This window comes from Streptomyces cavernicola (assembly GCF_029968035.1).
Taxonomy (GTDB): Bacteria; Actinomycetota; Actinomycetes; order Streptomycetales; family Streptomycetaceae; genus Streptomyces; species Streptomyces cavernicola.
Map to the genome: position 1 here is coordinate 26,123 of NZ_JASCIQ010000035.1, position 24,950 is coordinate 51,072.

General features: G+C 69.5%; 12 protein-coding genes. 11 read left to right on the forward strand and 1 reads right to left on the reverse strand.

The features are described 5' to 3' along the window. Positions 1–27: 27 nt before the first annotated feature. The 6 genes from QIS96_RS28085 (at position 28) to QIS96_RS28110 (ending at position 5,659) form a co-directional block, all read left to right on the forward strand. Positions 28–1,131 carry an aldo/keto reductase gene (locus QIS96_RS28085; protein ID WP_282545574.1) on the forward strand — a complete coding sequence of 368 codons (1,104 nt, stop codon included), beginning with the start codon at positions 28–30 and terminating at the stop codon, positions 1,129–1,131. Further along, positions 1,128–2,009: an endonuclease/exonuclease/phosphatase family protein gene (locus tag QIS96_RS28090; RefSeq protein ID WP_282545575.1), complete on the forward strand. Its 882-nt coding sequence runs from the start codon at positions 1,128–1,130 to the stop codon at positions 2,007–2,009. The genes QIS96_RS28085 and QIS96_RS28090 overlap by 4 nt, the downstream gene beginning before the upstream one ends. 84 nt (positions 2,010–2,093) lie before the next feature. Next, positions 2,094–2,591, forward strand: a complete 498-nt coding sequence (locus tag QIS96_RS28095; protein WP_282545576.1) for a hypothetical protein — start codon at positions 2,094–2,096, stop codon at positions 2,589–2,591. 55 nt (positions 2,592–2,646) lie between these two features. After that, positions 2,647–2,985 carry a hypothetical protein gene (locus QIS96_RS28100; protein WP_282545577.1) on the forward strand — a complete coding sequence of 113 codons (339 nt, stop codon included), beginning with the start codon at positions 2,647–2,649 and terminating at the stop codon, positions 2,983–2,985. Continuing rightward, entirely contained in the window at positions 2,985–5,447 is a 2,463-nt protein-coding gene (locus QIS96_RS28105) for a phage portal protein (protein ID WP_282545578.1), read from the forward strand. Before QIS96_RS28100 ends, QIS96_RS28105 begins: the two co-directional genes overlap by 1 nt. Beyond that, the gene (locus tag QIS96_RS28110) at positions 5,447–5,659 is read left to right on the forward strand and encodes a hypothetical protein (RefSeq protein ID WP_282545579.1); all 213 of its coding nucleotides are present in this window, start codon (positions 5,447–5,449) and stop codon (positions 5,657–5,659) included. Before QIS96_RS28105 ends, QIS96_RS28110 begins: the two co-directional genes overlap by 1 nt. Here the strand turns inward: QIS96_RS28110 and QIS96_RS28115 are convergent. Then, positions 5,643–6,434, reverse strand: coding sequence for a DUF5677 domain-containing protein (locus QIS96_RS28115; protein ID WP_282545580.1), 792 nt, complete (start codon positions 6,432–6,434; stop codon positions 5,643–5,645). The genes QIS96_RS28110 and QIS96_RS28115 overlap by 17 nt on opposite strands. A gap of 99 nt (positions 6,435–6,533) precedes the next feature. Between QIS96_RS28115 and QIS96_RS28120 the strand changes: the two genes are divergently transcribed. The 5 genes from QIS96_RS28120 to QIS96_RS28140 all read left to right on the forward strand — a co-directional run bounded on the left by QIS96_RS28120 (position 6,534) and on the right by QIS96_RS28140 (position 24,938). Then, positions 6,534–23,051 (forward strand): hypothetical protein, encoded by a 16,518-nt coding sequence (locus tag QIS96_RS28120; RefSeq protein WP_282545581.1) that lies wholly within the window; start codon positions 6,534–6,536, stop codon positions 23,049–23,051. A gap of 11 nt (positions 23,052–23,062) precedes the next feature. Continuing rightward, a complete protein-coding gene (locus tag QIS96_RS28125) occupies positions 23,063–23,335 on the forward strand; it encodes a hypothetical protein (protein ID WP_282545582.1) in 273 nt (90 codons plus the stop codon). Positions 23,336–23,416: 81 nt separating this feature from the next. Then, on the forward strand, positions 23,417–24,001 hold the full coding sequence (locus QIS96_RS28130; RefSeq protein WP_282545583.1) for a hypothetical protein: 585 nt from the start codon (positions 23,417–23,419) through the stop codon (positions 23,999–24,001). 116 nt (positions 24,002–24,117) lie between these two features. Then, the gene (locus tag QIS96_RS28135) at positions 24,118–24,735 is read left to right on the forward strand and encodes a hypothetical protein (RefSeq protein ID WP_282545584.1); all 618 of its coding nucleotides are present in this window, start codon (positions 24,118–24,120) and stop codon (positions 24,733–24,735) included. Beyond that, positions 24,726–24,938: a hypothetical protein gene (locus QIS96_RS28140; RefSeq protein WP_282545585.1), complete on the forward strand. Its 213-nt coding sequence runs from the start codon at positions 24,726–24,728 to the stop codon at positions 24,936–24,938. The genes QIS96_RS28135 and QIS96_RS28140 overlap by 10 nt, the downstream gene beginning before the upstream one ends. Positions 24,939–24,950: the final 12 nt, after the last annotated feature.

Sequence of the window (24,950 nt, forward strand, 5' to 3'; positions counted from 1 at the left end):
GGAAATGAAGGGAAGAGAGGCAGCAGGATGAGCGACACCGCGAGTGAACTGCCGTACCGGACACTGACGGGCGGACTGAACGTCCATCCGATCGGCATCGGATGCTGGGCCATCGGCGGACCGGACAACAACCTGGGTCTACCCATGGGGTGGTCCACCGCCGACGACGACGCGTCCATGCGCGGCCTGGAGGCCGCCTACAGTCTCGGCGCGAACCTCTACGACACTGCCGACGTCTACGGACACGGCCACTCCGAACGCCTCATCGGCCGGCTCGTCGACAGCGTCCCGCGCGCCAGCGTCGTGCTGTCCTCCAAGGTCGGCTACTTCACCGGAACCGCTGCGCACGCCTACGAGCCCAACCACATGCGCCGCCAGCTCGAAACGACGCTGGAGAACCTGCGCACCGATCACCTGGACGTGTACTTCCTGCACAACGCCGAGTTCGGCGAGGACGACCGATTCCTGGACGGCGCGATCGACATGATGCGCACCTTCCAGAGCGAGGGGCTGGTCAAGACGGTCGGTATGCGCGGCCCGCACCGCTTCGCCACGGAACGCGTCAACGTCCCCAAGGAGCAACGCAAGGACAAGCACGCCCGCTTCCGCTACCTCTTCGACCGCGTCCAACCCGACTACCTGGCCTGCCGCTTCAACGCCCTCACCCCGCCGCCGCCCGCCGGACAGAAGGACATCTTCGCCTTCGCCGCCGAGCACGGCGCCAGCATCCTGATCAACAAGCCGCTGTCGCAGGGCCTGCTCACCGGCAAGTACGACCCGGCCCGCCCGCCGACCTTCGCAGCAGGGGACCACCGCCTCCGCAAAGCCTGGTTCACCCCGGACGCACTGGACATCATCGATGACGGTCTTCGCCCGCTGCGTGAGCGGTTCGGCGCCTCCACCGCGGACCTGACCCGCGTCGCGCTCCACTACTGTCTCCAGCACGCGGACAACGCCGCCCTTCTCGTCGGCTTCACCGGACCGGAGCAGGTAACCCAGAACCTCAACGCCATCGGCGATCCGCTGACCGACGAGGACATCGACTTCGTCCGCCTGACTGCCGGACGTCTCCAACAGCAACTCGACGCCGCTGGAGAGGTCTTCCTGGACGAGAAGGACGCCGCGCAATGACCGACGATGCCGCACAGCTCTCCCTCCTCGCCCCGCCCCAGCAACATGCCGCCTCAACCACCCACGCGCGACTGCTCGTCTTCAACACCCAGCACGCTTCACCGGCCCGCGCCTACCGCCAGGCCGAATGGATCAGCCAGCAGGAGACGGCGGACCTGGTCGTACTCACGGAAGCCAGCTCCGGACCCGGCGGAACCGCCCTGGTCGAAGCGATGCACCACTTCGGCTACGCGCACGTCATCGCTCCGCCGGCCGACCCTCGCGACTACCGCACCCTGCTGGCCTCACGCACCGCCCCTCTGTACCCAGTCGACGCCGGGGTGACCTTTCTGCCTCACCGCGCACCCGCCGCCATCGCGACCATCGGCGGCCAGAAGCTGGGCATCGTAGGCCTGTATGTCCCTTCGCGTGGCCCGAAAGAGCGGCGCAATGTGGACAAGAGGCAGTTCCAGGAGGCCGTGACCACAGCTCTGACCGGCCTGAGCAACGTCTGCGCACACATGCCCGTCGTCGCCGCCGGCGACCTGAACGTTCTGGAACCCGGCCACGAGCCACCTCACAAGGTGTTCGGCCGCTGGGAATACGCCTTCTACGAGTCGTTCGCCACAGCCGGATTCACCGACGCCTATCGCCACCTGCACCCAGCCGCCGTGGAGCACTCGTGGTTCGGACGCAGCGGACGGGGCTTCCGCTTCGATCACGCCTTCATCACCAACACCCACACGGCGCAGGTCGAGGTGTGCGCCTACGATCAGCGGCCACGCGCCGCGTCACTCTCCGACCACGCAGCCATGGTGCTCACGTTGGGTCTGACGGCGGGAGACGCCTCAGGTAGACCCGTTCGTGATCGTGCTACGAGGCTTGTAGGAGAGCTGTAACAGATCGTCCGCCATCGACGTTCCGTGCTGTGAAAAGGCTTGGCCTTGTGTCAAGCCGACCAGCGACACAACGCGGAGGAATGGGTGACGACTGCTACTGCTCCCCTCTCATCGGCAGCAGGCCAGGAGTTCTGGCAGGAACCTCTGCTCCAGTCGAGGCCGAAGCCTGTTCCGAAGCCGGTGGTGAAGGCGGCGGGCGAGGCAACACCCCCTGAGTCCTCGGCCGAGGCCGTGGACGCGCCTCCGGATATTTCACACACCTGGGTCGTCGCCGCCGAGATCCAGGTGGAGCCCCGTATTGCGTCCATCGCAGACTTTCGTGGCTCGTTCAAGACGACCGCCGGGCAGCGCGTAGATGCGCTGGAGGTGTACTGCCGGGGCTGCCGCCGCCCGTACGACGAGGTGAAGGGCCAGGACTGCGCAGAGAAGGTCGACAACAGGCATCTGATCGGCGGGGACCAGTCGACGCGGAGGAAGCGCAAGCTGCCACCGCCCCCGAAGGGCGCCAAGATCATCCCCGGCCAGAAAGTCCAGCGGCGCGGCATCGGCGCCTACATGGCCGGGGTCAGCCGCCCGCGCTGACGCCCGGCGAGCGAGCACGCGACACTAACGCGGCGGCGCCACCATCGTGCGCGCCGTGAGTACACCGCCTGAGACACCCTCCCCGCGAAGCCTCGCCAGGGAAGCCGCCGGACTTCTCCTCGTCGTCGCCGGCGTGCTCGTCACGCTCGTCGCCCTGAGGGCCGTGCACCCGGTGCTGAGCACCAGCGTGGCCGCAGCGAGCACTTTCGCGGTCTTCCGTTTCTGGGCGCCGCCGAGGAGTCGGGTCTCCCGCCTCTCCGCCTATGCCATCAGCGTCATCGTGGCCGCGGCCGCCGTCGGCTGCGCCTTCGCGTACTTCCCGCCTATGGGCTGGGTCGAAGTCGGCGCGGGCATCAGCGCGATGGGCGTATGGCTGGCCAGTGAGGGGGCCTGATGCCCCGCCAGTTCCTGCCCGGCCTCCGCCGCCTCCTCGTCGCACGTGTTCCAGTGCCACCGCTGGAGGAGAAGTCCGGGCCGACCGGCAACGCGTACGTCTCCATGACCTACGCGGGCACCACGAACGTGTGGGGCACCGAGAACCGGGCCGCAGGCTGGGACCTCGACCGCGTCATCCAGGAGGGGTACGAGCGCAGCATCTGGACGTTCAAGTCCGTCGAAGCGATCTCCAAGCACCCCGGTGCGCTTGCCGTCGAGATCGGGCGCGGCGGTGACGAGCGGCAGTTCGCGGAAACCCTCACCGATCACCCGCTCCTGCACGTCCTGAACGTTCAGGCCAACCCTCTCGAGCGGGCCACCGTCTTCAAGAAGCGGCTTTCCGCGCAGCTCCTCTTGTCGAAGAAGGGGGCCTTCGTTGAGATCACCCGCTCCCGCGGAGGCACGATCACCCGCCTTGACCTGCTGCCACCGAACCGTGTTGAGCCGATACCCGACCCCCACGGTGACTACCTCTCCCACTTCGAGTTCACGACGTACGACGGCCGCATCCGGGAGCTGGACCCCAGCCGTGTCGTGTGGCTGAGAGACCCGCACCCAACTGACCCGTTCTGCGGGGTCACGCCTTTGGAGGCCGCGGGCCTGTCCGTCGACCTGGATGTGAAGGCCCGCACCTACAACATCAGCTTCATCGACAACGACGCTCGCCCCTCGGGGATCGTCGGCATCGACGTCGACGGCTTGGACCAGCGAGAGATCGACCGGATCCAGCAGCGGCTTGCCCCCGGCGCGCAGCATGCCGGCGAAACCGTCGTCGTCGGCAGCGGGCCCGGCGGCCTGCAATACGTCGACACCAGCACGCGGCCGCGCGACATGAACTACGAGACTCTGGCGAACACGGCCAAGGACGAGATCCTGAGCGCGTTCGGCGTCCCGGAGAGCGTCGTCGGCAACGCGAGCGAGCGGACGTACGCGAACGCCGACCGGGAAGAGTGGAACTTCTGGCAGCACACGGAGCTGCCCCATCTCTCGCTGCTCGCCTCGGCTTTCGACTTGGACCTGGATGACGGCTGGTCGCTGCGCTTCAACACGTCCACGGTGGAAGCCCTCGAATTCCCCCGACGCCAGCGCCGCGAAGAGGCGCGAGCAGAGTGGAATGCAGGGCTGATCACGGTGGATGAGTACCGGGAGATCGCCGGTCGCCGACCGTTCAACGTCGCCCACACCCGAGCCTTGTGGATTAGCCCGCAGAAGGCGCCCGTACCGGCGAACGAGCAGGATGCGGCCGCGCTCGGCGTAGCTCAGGACCCGGCTGCGGGCACAGCGGCTGGACTTCCGGGAGCCGACGGAACTCCGCCCGCCATCGCGCCCTCCGGCCCTGCGGGAGGCGACTCAGCAGCCGACGCGGTCGCCGAGGCCCGTGCCCAGGACCAGCAGGGCACCGCTTCCTCCGATGTTGCCGCAGCAGGTGACATGTCCGGCGCTGCGGATGTGGAATCGGCCGCGACTGCCGTCGACCAGGCCCGCGTGAACGTCCCGCTCGCCTTGCCCGGTGACGCTGCCGATGACGTTTCTGCCGCACGCTCGACCATCGAGCGACGGAGCAGCGGGGACGCTGCTGCCGATGTCGACGCCGCCCGCTCCGGTATCGAGCACAAGGAGCTGCCCCACGAGGAGGGCTTCGAAGTCACGGATAGCGACTTCGACACGGCGTCGGCCGCCGTCACGGCTGCGCTCAGCGCTCTCCTCGCTCGGCAGGAGGGCGTGATCACAGCGCGCCTGCACGCGCCCAAGACCCGCAAGCACACCCGCTACTGGCAGCCGGAGAGCACCACCGACCTGCGCCACGGTGAGGGCCCGATCGACGGCGCCCGCGTGGTCGGCGCGGCGCGTTGGGAGGAAGAGACGACCAGCACGCTGAACCCGATCCTCCAGCAGGTTGCATCCGCCACCGCCGGAGCCCTCAGCAAGAGCGTCACCGGCACCGCCACCGTGCCGCTGGGCGCAGCGGCCGCCGCGCTCGCAGCCACAACCCTGGCGGGACAGGCCGTCCTTACGCTGCTCTCCGACCTGGCCGACGCACTCCACACGGCGCAACTCGAGCCCGGCACCCTCGACGAACTCACCGACACCGTCGCCTCGTTCTACCGATCCCGCACCGCGAAGTTCGTCACGCTCCTCGCTGAGTCCTGCGCAGTCGCGACCGTCAACGGAGCTGCCGACGCCGCAGCCGAGAGCACAGGCCCCTCCGTGCTGCGCACCTGGATCACCCGCGGCGACACCCGTGTACGGCCCGAGCACCAGAAGCTGAACGGCACCACTCTGCCCGCCGGCACTCCATACGCGGTCGACGGCTCCCGTCTGCGCTACCCCGGAGACCCCTTCGCCCCCGCTGACCTCACCGTCCGCTGCCGCTGCCGACTGCGCTACCGCGCCGGCCCCACCACCGAGGAGACCCACTGATGTGGCCCGCCATCTGGATCGTCTGGTCCTGCCTGTTCGCAGTGTTCGAGACGGTCGCTCTCGTCAACAGACGTGAGGGCGACACCCTTTCCGAGAACTTCCGACGCTTGTTCCGCACCCGCACGTCCAAGGCGGGACGCGCTGTGTTCGCAGTCGGATGGTGCGGGTTCTCCGCGTGGTTCACCCTCCACATCCTCACCGAGACGATGTAGACACCGCGCCGCGCTTCAGATTGAGAATCGTGTCAGGCAGCCCCAAGTCGCTCATGGCCTTCTGGATTGTCCGCTTCATCGGGTGACCCTTGATGTAAGGGCTGACCGCAGATGCCGCTTGGAGCAGGGCTACAGGGATCCAGATCTGCTCGACAACGGTCTCGCCCTCAGGCGTCGTGGTGAAGTACAGCCGGTCCTCCTCCTCGACGACGAACGCACTCGCGGTCGCAGCCGTGGTGTGACAGAACGCTGAATGGTGGCGGTAGACCGGATAGATCTCCGGCGTGCCATACGCCTTGACTAGCGTGTCGAAATTCGTGAGTTCGCCCATGAGCTTGCGGTGTAGTTTCTCGTCCGCCCCGTCGGTGAATTCCAAGGGCGTAGCGGGGATCTCCGGAGTCGGCTCCGTAAGGTTCCACGTCGCGTCGATGTTCGCCGCCAGCTTCCGCCGGTGCTCTTCGGAGTACGCACGAATCGCCCGCAGAGCGGGCCAACCGTTGTCCACGAGCCAGTTCATGGCGTACGCGTGGCCGATCAGGTTCCGCATCAGCGGTGCCGCCTCAACACTGAACCCGTCGTCGTAGAGCCGGGTCAGCGCCGCAGCCGTCCGGTTCGTGAACTGCCACCAGCCCATCAGCATGGGCATCATCGGCATGTCGGCCACAGCGACCTCCACCCCGTTCTCCACCGTCTCCTCGGCGGCAGCAAGAATCATCGGGACGATCCTGCGGGTGCGCCGGAGGCACTGCTCGTTGGGTCCGAACTTGTACGCCACCCCCTGACTCTAAGCGCGTAATCGAACGCGTAGTTAAGGGGTATCCGCGCTGGCCGTGAGGCCGCGACGCTAACTGCCCGCGGTCTGCAGGGTCCGCGCATGCTGATTCGCACCTCCTCGGCCGCCGACCTGAGTCGCACCTTTGAGGCCACGTCCGTACGACGGCCGTGGAACCCTGCCCTGCACCCTCGGGACTCGAAGGGCAGGTTCATCGAGACCGGCGGTGTTGCCCGGTTGTGGTCGGGAAAGCTCGCACGCGTCGTCCGGGCTCTGCCCCGTGACCGCGTACTCGTCCAGGACCGGGCCGCCGACGGCTCCTACACCGGGCGACGGCACAGCACCAGCGCCCGCTGGATCACGATGGTCGCCCGACCCGACGGCACCGCGCCCACCGCGAACCAGACGAAGGTCGAGGCCGAGGACGCCCGCCGCGAGCAGGATGACCGGCGCGGCCTGGGCCTGTCCCGCGACGACCACGGCAACCCGGACACCCCCGACGAGCCGCACGGCGCCGACGACGCGGGCAACGACATCGGCGACGACGACGGTGACCGCCCCGAGGACGACGACCAGGACGAGCCCGAGGACGGGCACCACGACGTCGACACCAACGCCCTGCCCAACCGCAAGGCCCGGAACGGGGCCCGGTTCGAGGACACCGCGGCGGTGCGACGCCACTTCCTCGACCTGGCCCAGCAGCCCGGCGCCAACACGCCGGCACTGCGACGCCTGGCCGGTGACGAGGACCTGCAAATCACTCCGTCCGGCGGACTCGTCACCACCCGCGACGACGACAACGGCCGCTGGTACCTCACCTCGACCGGCACCGGCGGCTACCTCGACGTCGGTGACTTCACCACCCGCCAGGAAGCCGAAGGCGCGGCCGAGTACATCAACGAGCACGTCCGCAACGGGCACATCATGCCGGGCGAGTTCAACGAACCGATCGACTTCTCCGACCCCAAGATCGGCGACTGGTTCCTGACGTGGCGCTCAACCAAGGGCGAGGACGCCGAGCAGGCCATCCGCCGCGCAGTACGGGACTTCCACGCCCCCCGTGCGGACGGCGACGCCCCACAGGCGCCATCGGCGAACCGGCAGCGCCCCCAGGAAAGTGAGCGGTTCACCACCCTTCAGCAAGTCCGCGACAACTGGACCCGGCAGACGGAGGCTCTGCGCGCCTCCGGAAGCGAGCAGGACCGCAGTTCCGCTCGCGACATCGACAGCCTCGTCAAGGAGCCGCGCCTCAAGCTGGTCGGCGACGGGCAGTTCGTCGCACGCCGCGTCGAGGGCGACTGGTACCTGTACGCCACCGCCACAGGCCAGCAGATGCCGTGGTGGTTCGACCGGCAGGCCGACGCCAAGGGCTTCGCCGAGCACATCGTCGGCAGGCTCAAGGACAAGGACGGCAACGCCCTCGACTTCTCCGACCCCAAGTTCGCTGACGGGCGCCGGACTTGGCGCTCCGCCAAGGGGCGGGACTACATCCAGGAGTGGACGGCCGCCCGCGCCCTGTGGGACCAGGAGCACCCGCCCAAGCACAGCATTGCCACCGACCGGCTCGGCGAGACCCTGCGCCGCCGCCCCTTCGGCGACGAAGAAGCCCCGAAGGCGGACACGCCAACAGAGCCGACCCCAGTGCCCGAGGCCACCGACGAGCCCGACATCCCGGAGGATGCGCGGGCTGGCTACATGGCAGGCGAGCAGGAGCGGAGCACGCCGGACGAGCAGCCGGAACCGGCCCCCGAGCCCGCCGCGGAGCCGCAGCCGGAGGAGGCACCGGAGGCCACAACTGACGGGCGGCCGACGGGCGTTCCGGAGGACGCCGAGCCGGTTGAAGGCGTGCCCGGATACTGGGCGACCTCCTGGAACCCCGGCCCGGTCACCGTGTACGGCCCGTACGGCGCCCGCATCGCCTCCGTCATCGGCGGCTATAGCGACCGGCACGCCACGGTCGACGGCGTCTACGTGCCCATCGGCAGCAACGCGAACATCGCCGACCAGATCATCGCCCGCCACCACCTGGCCACAACCAATCCGGACCAGGCCGACCATGTGCACCTGGCGTGGACCACCCACAAGGGCAAGCGGGTCCTGGCCGTGCGCGGCACCATCAAGAACGACGCACGCGATGACCGGGCCGTCGGCGCCGCCGGAAAGCTCGCCTGGTCCCCGGTCCAGAAAGCCCGCATCACGGGCACCCAGTGGAAGCCGGAGACCCGCGACCGCAAGGCCGCCGACATCCTCGCCGCGTTCGTCCGGCAGGGCCGCAACGTCCGCGTCACCGACGAGGACACCAGCACCAACGCCCCTGAGCAGGCCCAGCAGTTCGACGAGGACACCAAGAAGCTCCGCGCCCTGTCCGACGCAGACCTTCGCGGGCACCGCGACAACCTCAAGATTCACGCCCAGGTCGCCACCACCCCGGCCCGCAAGCAGAAGGCTCGCGCCGCACTGCAGAAGGTCGAGGCCGAACTCGACCGGCGCCGCATCGCCCAGAACGACGAGAACAACCGCGACGAGCCCGAGAACCACCTGAGCGTGCAGGACCGTGCGGCCTCGATGAGCGACACCGACCTCGCCGAGGCCATCAGCCGCTCCGAAGGCGCCCGCAGCACCTACGGATCCCGGCGCGGCGACCGGCTCAACGACGACGAGCGGGCCCTGTACGCCGACCGTCGTCGCCGCACCACCGAGCGGGTCGCCCAAGCCGGGAGCCCTCAGGGCCTGAGCGACGGAGAACTCGCTGCGCACATCAAGGACTTGGAGGCGCGCGAGCGCACGCACAAGCCGTCCGGCACGATCCACGGAGAGGACGACCTCGCCCCGGAGCGGGACCTGTGGAACGACCTGACCGGCCATCTGGCAGACGCGGAAACCGAGCAGCAGGCCCGCCAGCTCCGTGACATCGAGCAGCGCCCAGCCGTCCAGGACCTCGACGACGACGCGCTGGAGAAGGAGTTCATCGGGCTCCCGATCCGCCTCCGGCGCCTGGGCCCGGAGCAGAACGAAATCCTGTCCGCCCGTCGGCACGCGGTGTACGAGGAACGGCAGAACCGCAAGGCCGACGTCTACCGCAACGGCCCCGACCCGGCCGGGCTGAGCGACGCGGACCTGGGCACGGCGTTCAAGGACCTCCACAAGAAGCGGAACCTCACCAGCGGCCGGGAGCGGGAGGCCCTGGAGGCGCGGCTGAAGGCCATCTTCGACGAGCAGAACCGCCGCGGCGCCGAAGGTCACGAGCAGAAGGTCAATCGCGCGGACACCCGCGAAGACCCGCTCCGCAGCTCCCTTGGCGCCTCGATCCAGGTCGATGGCAACGGCTACGGCAAGGTCAGTTACCACGAGTACGACTCCCCGTACGCGGGCGGCCACAAGGCGGGGTGGAACGCACAGCGCCAGAGTCACGGTGGCCACTTGGGCGCGTTCCCGAGCATGACCGAGGCCCTGGCCGCGCTCGTCGACAGCTACGACAGCGACCCGGACACGGAGCCGGTGCGCCTGTACGGGTCGGTGCGCCGCGTGTGGGTGCCGAAGATGTTCTTCGAGCTGTACCAGTCCTCCCGTCGCGCCGACTCCTTCTCGTCGGCGAGCAAGGAGCGCCAGACCCTCTACGGCCTGTTCAAGGGCCACGGCTACGGCTGGTCGGACAACACCAACCCGATCACAGGGAAGATCGGAAAGGGCGCCAACCTCGACATACCCGAGGGGCTGCTCGCCGAGTTCCACCGCGTCACCGAGGAACTGTCCCGCGAGATGATGCTTCGGGCCAGCGACCGCGAACTGGACTCCTCGGACCGGTCGAAGGCCCGCACCCGGCTGGCCTCCATCAACGCTGCGCTGCACGGCATCGACGCGCAGCGCACCGCAGTAGGTAAGGATGGCGGGGACGACGACCGCAAGGTCATCTCCCGCGAGGAGATCGAGGCGCAGCAGGCAGCCCTGCGCGCTGCTCTCGGAACGGACGAAGGACCTGACAGTGAGCATCTACAGCCAGACGGCCAGGGACCACTGGACGAAGTACCGTCCGCGGGAGCTGGCGCAGATGGACGACCCGGAGACGTTCTTCCTGAACAAGGGCAGGGAGATCGAGACGGCGATTCTGGTGGCCGAGGAGGCGCTGGAGAAGACCGTGCCGGCCGCGACGGAGTACGAGGCTCGGGCGGGTCAGCACAAGCAGATCAGGGCGGACGCGACCGCGATGGTGCTCCGCGACCTGCTGCCGGAGCCGGAGCCGGAGACCGACGAACCACAGACGCTCAGTCCGGAGATGCGGGATCTGCAGGCGATGAAGGACGCGGTGTACGACATGTAGCACCGCGTTTTAGACCGAAACCGGCCGACGCCGCGACCAAGGGCCCGATCCAGCGTGCCGCCGCGAACGTCGAGGCGATCCGGGTTCTGAAGCGGTTGGAGCGGGAGGACCGCCCGGCCACCGAGAAGGAGAAGGTCACCCTCGCCCGCTGGACCGGGTGGGGCTCGGTTCCGATCATGTTCGCGGCGGAGCCGAACGAGCAGGAGCCGCGCTACCAGCAGGGCGGCACCCGGTACGGCAAGTTCGAGCAGGACTACGCCCGTTGGGCGGAGTACCGCGAGCTGCGCACCATGCTCTCAGGCGAGCTGACGCCGCTGGAATGGCGGCAGGCGTCCCGCGGCACGCTGTCGATGCACTACACGCCGCAGCCGATCGCCGAGGCGATGTGGGACGGCCTCAAAGCGCTCGGGTTCGAGCGCGGTGACGTCCTGGAGGCCGGTTCCGGCGCGGGCACATTCTTCGGTGTCTCTCCCGACGGGGCACGGCTCACCGGCATCGAGCTGGACCCGACCACCGCGAAGATCGCGAAAGCGCTCTACCCGGACACCAACGTCCTCAACGAGAACTTCGCGGAGACCGACGCCCACCCCGGCACGTTCGACGTGAGCATCGGGAACGTTCCGTTCGCGTCCGTGCCCTTCGGCGACAAGCGATACCCCGCTGAGAGCCTGCACAACGGGTTCATCACCAAGGAGTTGGCGCTGACCCGGCCGGGCGGCATCACCCTCCTGATCACCTCCCGGCACACCCTGGACTCCAAGGGCGACAAGGCCCGCAAGCAGATCGCCAAGTACGGCGACCTCATCGGCGCCGTCCGCCTGCCGAGCGGTGTCTTCAACGACGCCGGCACCAGCGTCGTCACCGACGTCCTCGTTCTGCGGCGCCGCGCCGATGGCGACGAGCCGGGCAACACGACGTGGCTCAACGCCCCCGAGCGGAAGATCGAAGGCGTTCGGGAGCACGTCAACGAGTACTTCACCGAGAACCCCGACCACGTTCTCGGCGACCTGACCACCGAATCGTCCCCCTACGGACCGCGCCTGACCGTCAAGGGCGACCCGGCCAAGGCCCCCGACCAGCTCCGTGACGCCCTGGAGCAGATCGCCGCCAAGGCGAAGGCCCACGGCAACGGCTACGAGCCGCACCCCGACGGCGACAACCGGCCGCCCGTGTTCTTGCAGACCGCGCGGGAGAAGCACGCCAACGACTGGACCGGCCGCCTCTACGAGGGCGACGACGGCAAGCTCTACCAGCACGTCAACGGCGGCAACCCCGTCGCGGTCGAGCCGTCCGACGACCGTGACGACCAGCTCCGCGCCCTGGTGCAGCTCCGCGACGTCGCCGCCGAACTGCGCGCCCTGGACCGCAAGAACGACGAGGACGAGCGCGCCGAGAAGCTGCGCGCCCAACTCCGCGACCTGCACACCACATACGTCGAGCAGTACGGACCCCTGTCCAAGCCCGGCCAGTTCCGCAGCATGAAGACCGGTACCCGGCCGGACGGCTCGGAGGAGCGCACCCCGACCGCCTATGGGTACTTCCGCTCCGACCCGGACGCCGGGTCGGTCCTCGCTCTCGAGCGGTGGGACGCGGACAAGCAGGAGCCGATCCTCTCCCGCGTCTTCGAGGAACGCGCCGCTGCCCGCCGTCAGCCGCTCGACCGGACCGACGACCCGAAGACGGCCCTGTCCGCGGTCGTCGCCGCGACCGGCGAAGTCGACCTCGGCGAGATCGCCCGCCTGCTGAACATGGACCCGCAGGACGCCGTCCGCGCCCTCGGCAATGAGGTCTTCACCGACCCGTCTACCGGCCGCCTGGAACTGGCCGGGGCCTACCTGTCCGGTCCCGTCCGCGACAAGCTCGACGCCGCACGCCGTGCAGCGGAGAAGGAGCCGGCGTTCGCCGTCAACGTCTCGGCGCTCGAATCTGTGCAGCCCGTTGACCGCACCATCGGCGAATTCACCCCGGAGATGGGCGCGCACTGGACGCCGCCCGAGCTGCTGCAAAGGTTCCTGCGCGAGTACCTGGGCGACAAAACGCTGCGCGTCGCGCACGACGACCGCTACGGCTGGATGCTCTACACGGGCAAGGTCCCGCAGGCAAACAACGTCATGTACGGCGTCGCGGCCGACGAGAAGAAGGGCACGCGCGGCAAGAACGCGGTCGAGATCGCCCGCGCGATCCTCGGCCACGGCTCCCTCACGATCTACCGCGACGACAAGCGTCGAGACGTCGACGAAGAAACGTCCCGCCTGGTCCGGCAGAAGGCCGACCAGATGCGGTCGGAGTTCGCGAAGTACGCGACGGCCAACGCCGAACGCCTCACGCGGCTGACCGACTCCTACAACAAGATCATGAACGGGCACGTCGTCCGTTCGTACGACGGCATGAGCCCGTCCCTGGACAACTTCACTCCGGAACGCACCCCGCACGCCTGGCAGTTGAGCGGTGCCGCCCGAATGCAGTTCGAGCGGTCGGTGATCCTCGCCCACGAAGTGGGTCTGGGTAAGACCGGCACGCTCGTCATGGGCACCCAGGCTCTCAAGGCGTCCGGGCAGATCGAGAAGCCGTACGCCGTCGTCCCCGACCACCTCGCACAGCAGTGGTACGACGAAGCCCGCTACCTGTACCCCAACACCGAGATCCACCTGATCACGTCGGGGGACCTCGCCGACGGGCGCCGTGACAGCACGCTGGAGTGGCTGCGCGCCAACAAGCCGGACTTGGTCATCTTCACCGAGCCCGCGTTCGGGTCGATCAAGATGTCGCCCGAGGCGCAGGAGGAGTACGAGTTCCGGGAGCTGGAGGCTCTGCGGGAACAGCTCGACCGGCAGTACGAGGACGCGGACAACCCCAACCACCCGTTCATCGTCGCCAAGATCGAGCAGCGCATTGCGACGGTCCAGAACAGGATCAGCCGGAACGCGGCGCCGATGCGTACGCCCGGCCAGACCTATTGGGACGATCTCGGGTTCGACTACGCCGTCGTCGATGAGGCGCACCGCTATAAGGGCGTGGGCTTCCGCTCCCGTGAGGGCGGCGGCGACCCGGCGTCCATCCGCGGTATCGACCTTCACCAGAAGCTGACCGACCTGCACCGTCGACGTGCCGACCGCGCCACGGTCACCCTGGCCACCGGTACGCCCCTTTCCAACAGCATCACCGAACAGTTCACGATGCTCGCCCTGGCCGCCCCGTGGGTCCTGGACTCCTACAGGGCCGGCGCGCCGGACCTGTGGGCCGCGACGTTCGGCCGCAAGACCCTCCGCGTCGAGAACGCTCCCGACGGCAGTGGCCTGCGCATCGTGGAGCGGTTCGCCGAGTTCCACAACCGGCGTGCCATGAAGACGATGTGGGGCCTGGTCGCCGACACCAAGCGTGCCGACGACGTCGGCATTCCCCGCCCGAAGGTCAAGGGCGGCGGCCCCAACCTGGTCATGGTCGACCCGACCAAGGACCAGACGGCCCGGCTGAAGAAGCTCGTCGCCCGCGGCCGCGCGATCCACAACGGCGAAGTCGACCGGTCCCAGGACAACATGCTCGCCGTCTCCAACGAGGGCACGTCCGTCGCGCTGGACCCACGGCTCGTCGACGCCAACGCCCCGGCGGGCAACAAACTCCGCACCGTCGCCACGAAGCACGTCGAGCGCTACCACCAGCACAAGGACCGCGTCTACAAGACGTACTACGGCAGCGCCGAGGACCACCCGACCCCCGGCGCCCTCCAGATGGTGTTCCTCAACGAGGGCGTGCCGGGCGGCAACAACCGTGGCGACTTCGACGCGTACGCCGAACTGAAGCGGCTCATGGTCGAGGGCGGCATACCCGCGGAGAAGATCGCGTTCGTCCAGGACCACAAGAAGACCGGCAAGCCCGAGGAACTGGCCGAACTCTTCCGCAGGGCCCGTGACGGCGAGATAGCCGTGCTCATCGGCTCCAGCAGCGTCGCCGGCACCGGCATGAACGCCCAGAACCGCATGGTGTCGCTGACCCACGTCGACCTCGACTGGGGCGCAGCGCAGATGGAACAGCGCAACGGCCGAGTCCTGCGCTACGGCAACCAGAACCCCGAAGTCGAGATCGACATTTTCGCTACCAAGGGCAGCCTCGACGGCTGGAAGGCCGGGTTCGTCGCCTCCAAGGCGGAAGGCCTGGTCGACATCCAGCGCCCGGAGATGGCCGACAGCGACACCCGCGACACCATCACCGAACTCGACGTCGACTACCCCGACTACGAGACGATGGAAGCCGAAATCGGCGGCAACCCGTACATGAGCCAACTCATGAAAGCCCGCCGCGTCCTGCGTGACCTGGAGATCGACCAGCACAACGAGGCCGCCGAACGCGTCCGCCGCCAGGAGACCCTGGCCGACCTGCAGCAGGAACTCACGGAGACCCGCGACGGCATCACCCGCCGCGAGGAGGCCCTGCCCCGCATCCGCGACGTGCGCGACTCCTTCGCCATGAACCTCGGCGGCCTGTCGTACACGGAGCGCGTCGACGCCGGGTCCGCGCTGCACCGGCAGGTCACCACCCAGCTCCTCGAGCACGACCGCGACGGCATGGGCCCGTGGAAGGTCCTCGGCCAGTTCGGGGGCCTCGACGTCGGTGTACGTACTGAGCGCCGCGCGGACGGCAAGCTCGTCGCACACGTCGGTTTCCCCGACCTCGCACGCTCGGACTTCGAGCGCGGCCCGGAAGACCTGAAGAAGAGAGGCGCCGGGTCAGGCATGATCACCCGGCTCGCCAACGCCCTGGAAAAGGCTCCCGCGCTCCAGCAGGCAGACCAGGCCCGAATGCCCGAACTCGACGAGCAGATAGCCCTCTTGCAGTCGGCGCAGGCCGCGGCGGACTTCACCCCTCAGATCGAGCACGCGCGGGCCCGCGCGAACCTCCTGGACGACATCGTCGGCCGGATCGCCGACCTCGACAAGCTGCCCGAGATCGACGAAGACGAACTCGACAAGAAGCTGACCAAGGCGCAGCGCCGGGCGATCGTCGAGGAGCGGGAGCAGGCGCGCGTCCCGCTCCAGGGCGCTGTCGGCGCCGCGGTGCTCACCCTCGAAGAGTTCGACCGCAAGCACCCCGCGCCCGAGCGCACGGAGGAGCCGGAAGAACCGGAAGAGCCTGAGCAGGACCGGGTGCGGCTCTCCGCCGAGGAGGTCTCCGAGACCTTCGACGATCTACGTCTGGGCGGGGACGCCGGCAGCGACACCGCCGACGAGCCGGAGACCGCGGCAGGCGCAGATGACGGTGACGACGGTGGCCGTGACGTGACCGCTGCCCCCGGCGACAACACCCCCGAGGGGGAAAGCACCCAGCGGCCGGCTCCGGCACAGGGAGGCGACCTCATCGCGGGCCGCTTCCAGTTCGACGAGCCCGTCACCGACCCCGACGGGCAGGGCTGGTACGTCAGCAGCGAGAACCCCGACGGCTCGGTCAACGTCGGTGACGGCCCCAGCCGCGCCACGTTCCAGCCGGACGAACTGACCAGCGCCCGCAGGGACACCGCCACCACCGCTGAGGAGCCCGAGGCGGACCCTGCAGGCTCGGACGACACGGTCCCCCTCGACCGCGACGAGGTTGCCCAGCAGCTCGACGCCATCCGCCCCGAGGGCACCAAGGCGCCGTCGGCCATGTCCGATCAGGAGATCGCCGACGAGATCGTGGCCCTGATGGAGCGGGAGATGGCCGACGGCGAGTTGACCGGCGCCGCCCGCACGCGCATGGCCGTGCTGGAGGCAGAGAAGGACCGTCGCGCCGGGCGCACGCCGAAGGCCGAGCCGAAGAAGCCCGCCCCCGCCGAGCCGGAGGGCGGCCTGTTTGACGTCGACGAGCCGGAGGCACAGGCCCCCGCGGCTGCCGACCCGGACAGCCCCCTCGACCTGCCCGACGACGAGTTCGGGACGCCGGACATGTTCGCGGACCACGAGGGCCGCGACACCAGCCGCCTTCACCCCGTCCAGATGTGCAACCCTGCTGACCTGGGCCAGGGCGACCGGTACACCGACGCCGACGGCCGCACGCACACGGTCGCCGAGCCGCCGCGCCTGACGGGCCGGGGCCGCGTGCGGATCGTCACCGGTGACGGCGAGGAGCGGTTCTACGACCGTGCCGCCGAACTGCGCCTGCGCTACCCGGACGAGGAGATCACGGACGACCGTGCCGAGCAGCAGGCCCTCGACTCTTCCGACAGCGACGGGACTGACGGCACCGACGCGGCCAACACCCCAGAGCAGAACGACGACGAGGCCCAGGAGGACGCCCAGTCGAACGACGACGAACAGCGGAAGGACCAGGACGACCGTGACAACCAGAGCAACGGGCGCACCGGGGACGCCGAGGCGGCCGCCTCCGACGAGGCTCCGCAGGGCGCCGATGGTGGCCCGCAGTTCCCCATCGCCCCTGGCGTTGACGGCGACGAGGACCATCCGGACGCTGACGAGCCCGACGCCGACAGCGACCAGGAGGGCGACAACGACCGCGACCAGCGCCGTCGCCGTCGGCGCCGCGGCGGCCGAGGCTCGGGCGGGCAAGGTCCCGGCGGTGCGGGCGGTCCCGGCCTGCCCCACCTTGAGCTTCCGCATCTGCCCGACACCGCAGCCGGCACTGGCAGTGGCGTCGGCTCGGGCCACGACGGCTCGGGCCGCGACGGGGAGCCCGACAGCCGCGAGCGGCCCCGCACTGTGGCCGACCTGCGCGACACGTGGCGTCGTGGCCACGGCCTGACCAGCGCGGAGGACACCCCCGAGCGGAGGGCCTTCCTCGCCCAGCTCGCCGACAACCCGACGCTCACCCTGTCCACGGGCGGCGGACTGGTCACCTGGACCGACGACCCCGACGCCAACGGTGCTGCACGCACCTGGCAATTCGCGCAGGCCCGCAGCGGCGGCCGCTTCGGCAAGATCACACTCACCACGAGCAACGCAACCGAAGCCCGCGACCTCGCCGACCTGTTCGAGATGGCTCCCGGCGCGGACGGGCGGGCCCTCGACTGGCACCAGCCCCTCACCCCGGCCGCCATCGCCCAGTGGCGAGACCGCGAGGGCCGCTCCCTGCCCGAGTCCCTGCGCGCACTGCGCGACCTGTTCCAGAGCGACGACGCGGACCCCGACGCCGAGCAGACAGCGCCGCACGTCACGCTCCCCGAGGACCTGGCCGACCTGACTGACGACCGCCTCGCGGCTGTGTGGGCGCACCTGTCTGATAGCGACCAGATGCGCGTCGCCGAAGAGATGGACCGTCGCGACGCGGCCGAGCAGCGACTCCGCGACGCGATTCCGGCCGTACCGGCGGCCGACGCCGAAGAGGTCCGGCGTCGAGGCGAGGCGATGGACGCCGCGCTCGGCTTCGGAGCCGCGGACATCACTCGGCGCCCGCTCACCCGCGAGGAGCGGCTTCAGCGCGAATTCCAGGACTTCGACGAGGCCCGCTACTCCGCCGCGATCGACGCCACCAACGGCTACTTCTTCAGCAAGAACAGCAGGCGTCTGCCTCCCGTCGGCGAGCGCGATCTGTTCTCCGGCGGCAACCTGTCCCGCTTCGGCCGTTGGCGGGAGTACGCCAGCGAAGAACTCATCGAGTGGTTCGGCAACAACGGAGGGCGCATCACGTACAACCAGTTCAAGCAGAAGCGCCGCGCCGACGAGAAGATCGAGCGCGACCAGTACGAGGAGGAGCAGAGCCAGGCTGCCGGTACCCCGGCCGAGCCTGAATCGAACGTCGCCGCAGCGCCCGAAGCGTCCGGGCCGGAGCCATCCGTCCCCGCGTACGACCCGGCAAGGCCGCGGTTCGCTGACCTCGAAGCCGTACGCGAGCACATCCGCAACGGTCAGCTTGACGCACCCGCGCCCGGCGCTGGGAGGCACACCACCCCTCCCAGCCCCGAGGAGCGGCGCGAAATCGCGGATGACAAGAACGCCCGCCTGTCCCGCGGCGGCCGTGTCCTGGTGTACGGCAACCGCGCCGTCCGTGAGCGCGATGAGTACAACCGGCGCTACATCGTGGCTGCCCCTGGCAGCCTGCTCCCTGTTCTCCGGGACAACTCCGACGGCTTCGGCACCCTCAAGGAAGCGCTCCATGCGGCGAACACCCTTGAGGAGCACGTGCGCGACGCAGACGGTCAGCCGTTCCCGTGGGACGCGCCTGACGCGGTCGAGCGTGCCCGCACCTTCCGCGGCCCCAACGGCGAAAGCCTTGCCGAGACCATGGCCCGCGTCTTGGCGGAGCGGCCGAGCAGGGAAGGCCAGTGGCAGTTCGACCGCGCTCGCGCCGAGGAGCGCCAAGCATGGCGGCAGGCCGCCGACGACTGGCACCGCCAGCAGGAAGCCGACGGCTATATGATCCTTGCCGATCCTGCAGACCTTCAGGCTGGCGACGAGGTCAGTTTCCCTCTGGCCGCCGATCCTGAACGCTCCCTGCGCGGAGGTGCGAAGCCCCTCGGCACAGCACGGGGCACCGTCACCAGCGACCAGTCCCACATCTGGAACCCCACCGGGATTCAGGCGCTCGGCTCGCGTGATTACCACCGCTACCCCGCGGACCTCACCTGGACCGGTCCGGACGGCCGTACCGACCAACCGCATGACGCACGCCTGGAGTTGGGCGTGGTCCGGCGCAAGCCCCGCCCCGGCGAGAAGAATCCCTCCGTCAACGACCAGCACACACGTCCAGGTGCCCAGCCCGAAGGCTCAACGCCTGACGAGTCCAGCCGCCCCGACCAGACCGGCCTCCCAAGACCGGTCGCTGAAGAACCCTCCAGCAATGGCGAGGTGAACCAGCCGGAACCACTGGCCGAGCCGGAGCCCATCGGCGGGCAGCCCGCGCATTGGGCCAGCATCGACCAGCTCCAGCCCGGCGACATGGCGCGCATCGACGGCACGACCCGCCGCGGCCGTACAGTGACCCGCGCCGGATACGTCCTCGACACCCCGGAGCGCGTCACCGTGACCCGTCGGGGCCGCACCGAGGACATGTGGCGCACGACGATCGGCGAGAGCCCCGACGGCCAGACCGGCAACCGCGGCACCGTCTACACCCCGCTCAACACCAGTGCCGCCCGTGCCGAAGCTCCGGACATCACAGCCCCCGGCGCCCCGGTGAGCGGCGCCCAGGGTGACGTCATCAGCGGCGACCTGTCCGACACCATCGCTACTGACACCAGCGGCCGCGGCCTCTTCCCCGGCAGTCGCGTCACCGGCAACGGCGGCCGCGGAGGCATAGTCATCGGCGTCACCGACACCACCGCCTCGGTGCGTTGGGCCGACGGCGACATCGACAGCAGCGTCACGCCCACGTCCCTCACCGTGGACGACACCGACGGCCGACGCCCGGCGGGCTGGACCGTCACCGGCCAGCGGGTCCGCCCCGGCCACGTCGTCGTGGAGACCATCCCGAACGGTGCGCTCTTCGGCCCGGTCGACGAGGTCAACGGGGACCGCATCACGATCACCACCGCTGAAGGCGCAGTCACCCGCGATGCGGCAGACCTCCGCGTCGTCGGCGAAGTGCGCGCCGATACCCCGGAATCCGCGCCCATCACCGGTATCTCCGAGTCGACAGCCGACGAGATCAGCAAGGGCGATGTCATCGTGCTCGACCTCGATGGCGCCCCGACCACCGTGGAGGTCCTGGACACCAACCGTGATGGCGACCGCGTCACCATCGACTACGTCGACACGACGACGGGCGAGCTGGGAACCATGGACATGGACGCCACGGCCGTTGTCCAACGGGCGGAAGGGCAGGGCGGCGCAGCCCCGGACCTTGGCCCGGACGATGCGCCCGCCGCCGACGACGAGATGTCCGTGCACGAGCCGTGGCCCGCCATCGACCCCGTCACCGGCCCCACGGTCGACCCTGATCTCACCCAGGCCGACCGCGACGCCATCGCCGACAACGGCACCAGCCCCGAGGACGATCCCGACGCCCAGCAGGCAGCCGCTCGCCTTGGCGCTGACCTGCCCGTCACGCCGGAGCAGGCCACCGCCCTCGCAGCCCAACTCCGCGCCACTGCCGACCCGTTCACCAGCGAGGGGCGCACCGTGCGGCGCGCTGCCGACCACCTCGACCGCGCCGCCGACCGCCCCACTCCGGAAGGTCTCGACAGGCCGCGGCCCTCCAACGCGGCACAGATCAACGTGGGCGACGTCATCGCCATGCCCGACGAGCGCCGTGGCGACGAGGTCCACGTCTTCCGCGTCCTTGACGTGGAGGAAGGCCCCGGCGGCGTGCGCAAGCTGCTGTTGGAGGACGAGAACCGACAGTGGAAGCGCCGGATCGTCCACGCCGCCATGCCCGTGTGGCAGCTCCCTGAACCGGGACCGGACACCGACGACAGCACGGACGCCCCGAACGCAACTCCCGCCCAGGCGCCGCGTGACCCCAACCTGCCGCTCGCCGCGGTGCGGCGCCAGATCATCGCCGATCACAGCCGCACCGTGGCCCTGCGCATCATCGACGAGGCCGTGGCCGGAACCGAGCCGCCCGGCGACATCCATGCGCTGCGCGAGCAGATCGCGCAGCGCCTGACCCCGGACGCTCTGCAGGCCGCCCGCAACGCTGCCCGCCAGGACGCAAACGCTGCCCTGGACGCTTCGGGCATCACCGGCCGCGACCGCGCCGCCGTACAGCAGGCCCTCCGCCGTGCCCGCGAGAAGGCACACGAGCGGACCGTCCGAGCTGCGCTCCGCACCATCAACGACCTCGAACCCCTCCCCGGCGAGCCCAGCGAGGACCTGGCCCAGCGCGCGGCCGGTCTCCTACGGCTTATCCCGGATCAGGTCAACGCCCCGTCCCCCGCCCGGCGCCGCAACACCCCGTCCGCGCCGGGCACCCGCCCCGCGCCGGACGGCGACGGCTCCACCGACGCCACCAGGCACGTCGACAACGCGCTGACCGCGCTGCTGCGGCAGCTCGAAGAGACCGGTGTCGACCCGGCGGACCTCGACGCGATCGCCCGGCTCCTGACGGCACAGCTCGACGGCACCCGACAGGCCACCGCCCAGCGCATCGTCCGCAGAGCCGGCGGATCGACTTCGGACACTGGACAGCAGTCCGGTCTCCTCACTCGCGTGATCGCTCTGCTCGGGCGCATGGGGCGCCGCCTGATCGAGTTGGTGAAGGCTGCCGCCCGGAAGATCGCCGAGCTGTGGCGCAGCAACCGGGACCGGCTGTCCCGGCTCAGGACGTTCCTGCGACGCCTGGTGCGGCGGGTGCGCGACTGGCCGGAGCCCCGCCGCCTGGCGCGCCTGAACGCCGCGCTCGAACTCCCCGACGTCCAGGGCGATTCGCTGGCCGCACGAGTGTCCCAGTGGGCGGGCCTGCTTCCCGAGCGCGGCCGCTTCGGTCAGACATCCCGTCGCGTCTCCCGGTGGGCGCCAACCACGTGGGCACAGCTCGCAGCAGGCAGACTCCCCGACCGCTCCAGCGACACCCTGTGGGTTCCGGACCGCGCCTCCGACGGCGGACCCGGTCTCACCGCGCTGCGGCACATGGCCGCCCTGCGGGCCGCCGGCACCGACGTCGACCAGGACGTGACCCGCCGCCTGGCCGATGCGCTCGGCGAGGACTTCGACGGCGACCCGCACGGCACCCTCCAGCACGCCGACGACTACGTGGCCGCCACAGAGCGGCGCCTGCTCAACCTCCAGGCCGCGCGCACCACCATCACTATCCAGGACCCGGACGTCGACGTGGAGATAGCGGCCGCCCGGATGGAGGTCGCTGCCGCCCGCCGTGACTGGGAGGACCTGCGGAGCCGGTACACCGCGGCGGTGCCCGACGCCGTCGCGGCAGCGCTGGCCGACGTCCGCGACCTCGGTGCCCAGGGCAACGCAGGCATCGTGTTCGGACCGGACAGCACCCCGGACGCCGAGCGCGCCGTCCGCAACGTGCAGCGCCTCATCCCCAGGGCCTGGCTCGCCACCCCGGATGGGCGCCGACTCACCGCAGTTGACGGCGACGCCGGACGCTACGAGCTCGACGCGCGCCGTGCCACCGTCGCCGACCTCGGCGACGCGGGAGTCGGCACTGCCGCGCACGCCCTGGCGCAGCACCTCGCCGGGCGCCTGCCGGACCTGGATGCCGCACAGCGCGTGTTCTGGTTCACGCGGACGCACACCGGCCGCCCCGGCGCCCGCACGCTCGACCGCACTGCTCTAGGACGGCTCTTGGCTCAGCAGCAGACACAGACGGACACAGGTGACAGCCTCGCCCGGTCCTTGCAGGCCATGTTCACCGGCGACTGGTACGAGGACGATGACCTTCGCGCTTTCCTCCTCGGCCTGCTCGCCACCCGCTGAAGGAGAAGACTGTGCCACACACCGTCACCGGCCGGTTCGACGACGGCTCTGCGTACCAGGTGCAGATCACCGGGGACGCGGTCCGGCCGGTGGTTGGCTCCACCCGCGCGGCAGCGCTCTTCGAGCTCCACTTGGGCGAGTCGATCCCCCTGTCACCGACGGGGCCTCTGCGCACCGTGGCCGGAAACGATGAGGAGGCAGTCCTTGCGGTCCTCCACCGGTACAGCAATGTTCTCGAGAGCCGCCGCTCTGGGCACGGCCGTACGGCGCAGGTCACAGCCTGATCGTCATCCATGGGTGCCTCCCCTCGGCTACCTGGGCGTACTCGGACAGCATCACCAGTCCAGAATGGCTGGGCTGTACCCATGAGGCTGGAAAGAAGTCGGAAGGCGCTCACACTGGCGGAGAAGTACCTCCAGCTCCTAGAGGAGCTCATCGACGACCGGGAGGCGTTCGAGGATGCCTTCGTCGGGGCCATCGCCGTGATCCGCAGGGTCGGCAACGCGGTCGATTTCGAGTCGACGAAGCTGGCGACGCTCAAGTTCAAAGAGCTGTGGAGCGAAAGCGGGAAGGACCGTCGGTTCCTGTGTGTTAAAGACGTGAGGAATCTGGTTCTTCACGAGGCGTCCGAAGAGGCGCGGGTCCGGCACGAGGTCTTGGCGATCGATACGGCAATGGCGAGAGCTACGGCGTACAACCCGACAGTGATCACCGGCACGGCACACATCGACGTCGTCAGGGATGGAGAGGAGCCGGAACGGTACACCTTCAGCACCACGCCACCGCCACCCGAAACTGAACGGGTCGAGCCGACATACCGACGAACCTGGATGGTCGCGAACGGGAAATGTGCCGGTGAGGAGCTGATTCCTACCCTCCGCAAGTACCTGGAGTGGATGAGGGATGAGGTCATCCCCGAAGCCGAGCGCCTTCTGGAGACCAGCGATTGAGGAGGCGTGCGACATCCCAAAGACGCCCATTTAGGGCTGGTGACGCGGTTCTTTGCCGGCACCTTGGTGTCGGCGCGGCAGGACACAAACAGTTCACCTCATCCACCCTTCGCAGCGTGACCAGATACGGATTCGCCATCAAGGCACTCCCCAAGGGCGGCAAGCCGTTCGGGGACGACGAAGACCAAGAGCAAGACACCGCGGCCGCGGACGACACCGACATCGATGTCTCGCCGGACTCGACCGTCCCGGACTCGGCCCCGGCGGACAGACCCGCCGGCGAGGTACCGGAAGCCGAGACCGACCCCGCCGAATCGCCCAAAGAGGCCCGGGAGGGTCCGGCAGAGGAACCCCCGGCGGTCGAGGACGAGTCTTCCGAGGAAGCGCCGCCTGCCCCCGAGGACGATGCGCGGCCCTGGTCCGGCGACATGTACGACGCGGGCGACGAGACCGAACCGTCCGCCGCGTTCGCCGCCTATAAGGGCGCCAATGGCGAAGACGCGTGGCTCGACCAGGCTCCGGACGGCACACTGACCGGGTGGGTCCGTGACGCCACCGGCCAGGTCTGGCGCTACACCAACCCGGACGTGTGGGCCATCGACGTCGACGACGCACAGATGCCCCGGACCCACAGCCAGGCCAACGGCGAGAGCGGCGGGGCCGACACCGCCGGCCACGGCGGGCAAGACGCGTTGTTCCCGCCGAAGAGTCAGGAGCCGTACCAGTGGAGCTGAACCGCCAGGCGTATCTGGCGCTGCTCAAGGAGGGCAAGGCCGCCTTCGTGGCGGGAGACCCCTCCGATGCCTGCCCGTACGACCAGTACAGCGCCAGCCAAGACCAGCAGTTCGGCGCTCGCTATTGGACTCAGGGGTGGCTCGCGGCGCGCACGGCCGTGGAGGCGAAGAACCCCGAGGCAGAAGTCAGCGCAGGACAGTAGACGGACGGACGC

What these genes read in the sequence shown, in the direction of transcription:
- QIS96_RS28110 (WP_282545579.1), top strand. Translation starts at nt 5,447, where the DNA reads ATGTGGCCCGCCATCTGGATCGTCTGGTCCTGCCTGTTCGCAGTGTTC.
- QIS96_RS28130 (WP_282545583.1), top strand. Translation starts at nt 23,417, where the DNA reads ATGAGGCTGGAAAGAAGTCGGAAGGCGCTCACACTGGCGGAGAAGTAC.
- QIS96_RS28120 (WP_282545581.1), top strand. Translation starts at nt 6,534, where the DNA reads ATGCTGATTCGCACCTCCTCGGCCGCCGACCTGAGTCGCACCTTTGAG.
- QIS96_RS28085 (WP_282545574.1), top strand. Translation starts at nt 28, where the DNA reads ATGAGCGACACCGCGAGTGAACTGCCGTACCGGACACTGACGGGCGGA.
- QIS96_RS28090 (WP_282545575.1), top strand. Translation starts at nt 1,128, where the DNA reads ATGACCGACGATGCCGCACAGCTCTCCCTCCTCGCCCCGCCCCAGCAA.
- QIS96_RS28105 (WP_282545578.1), top strand. Translation starts at nt 2,985, where the DNA reads ATGCCCCGCCAGTTCCTGCCCGGCCTCCGCCGCCTCCTCGTCGCACGT.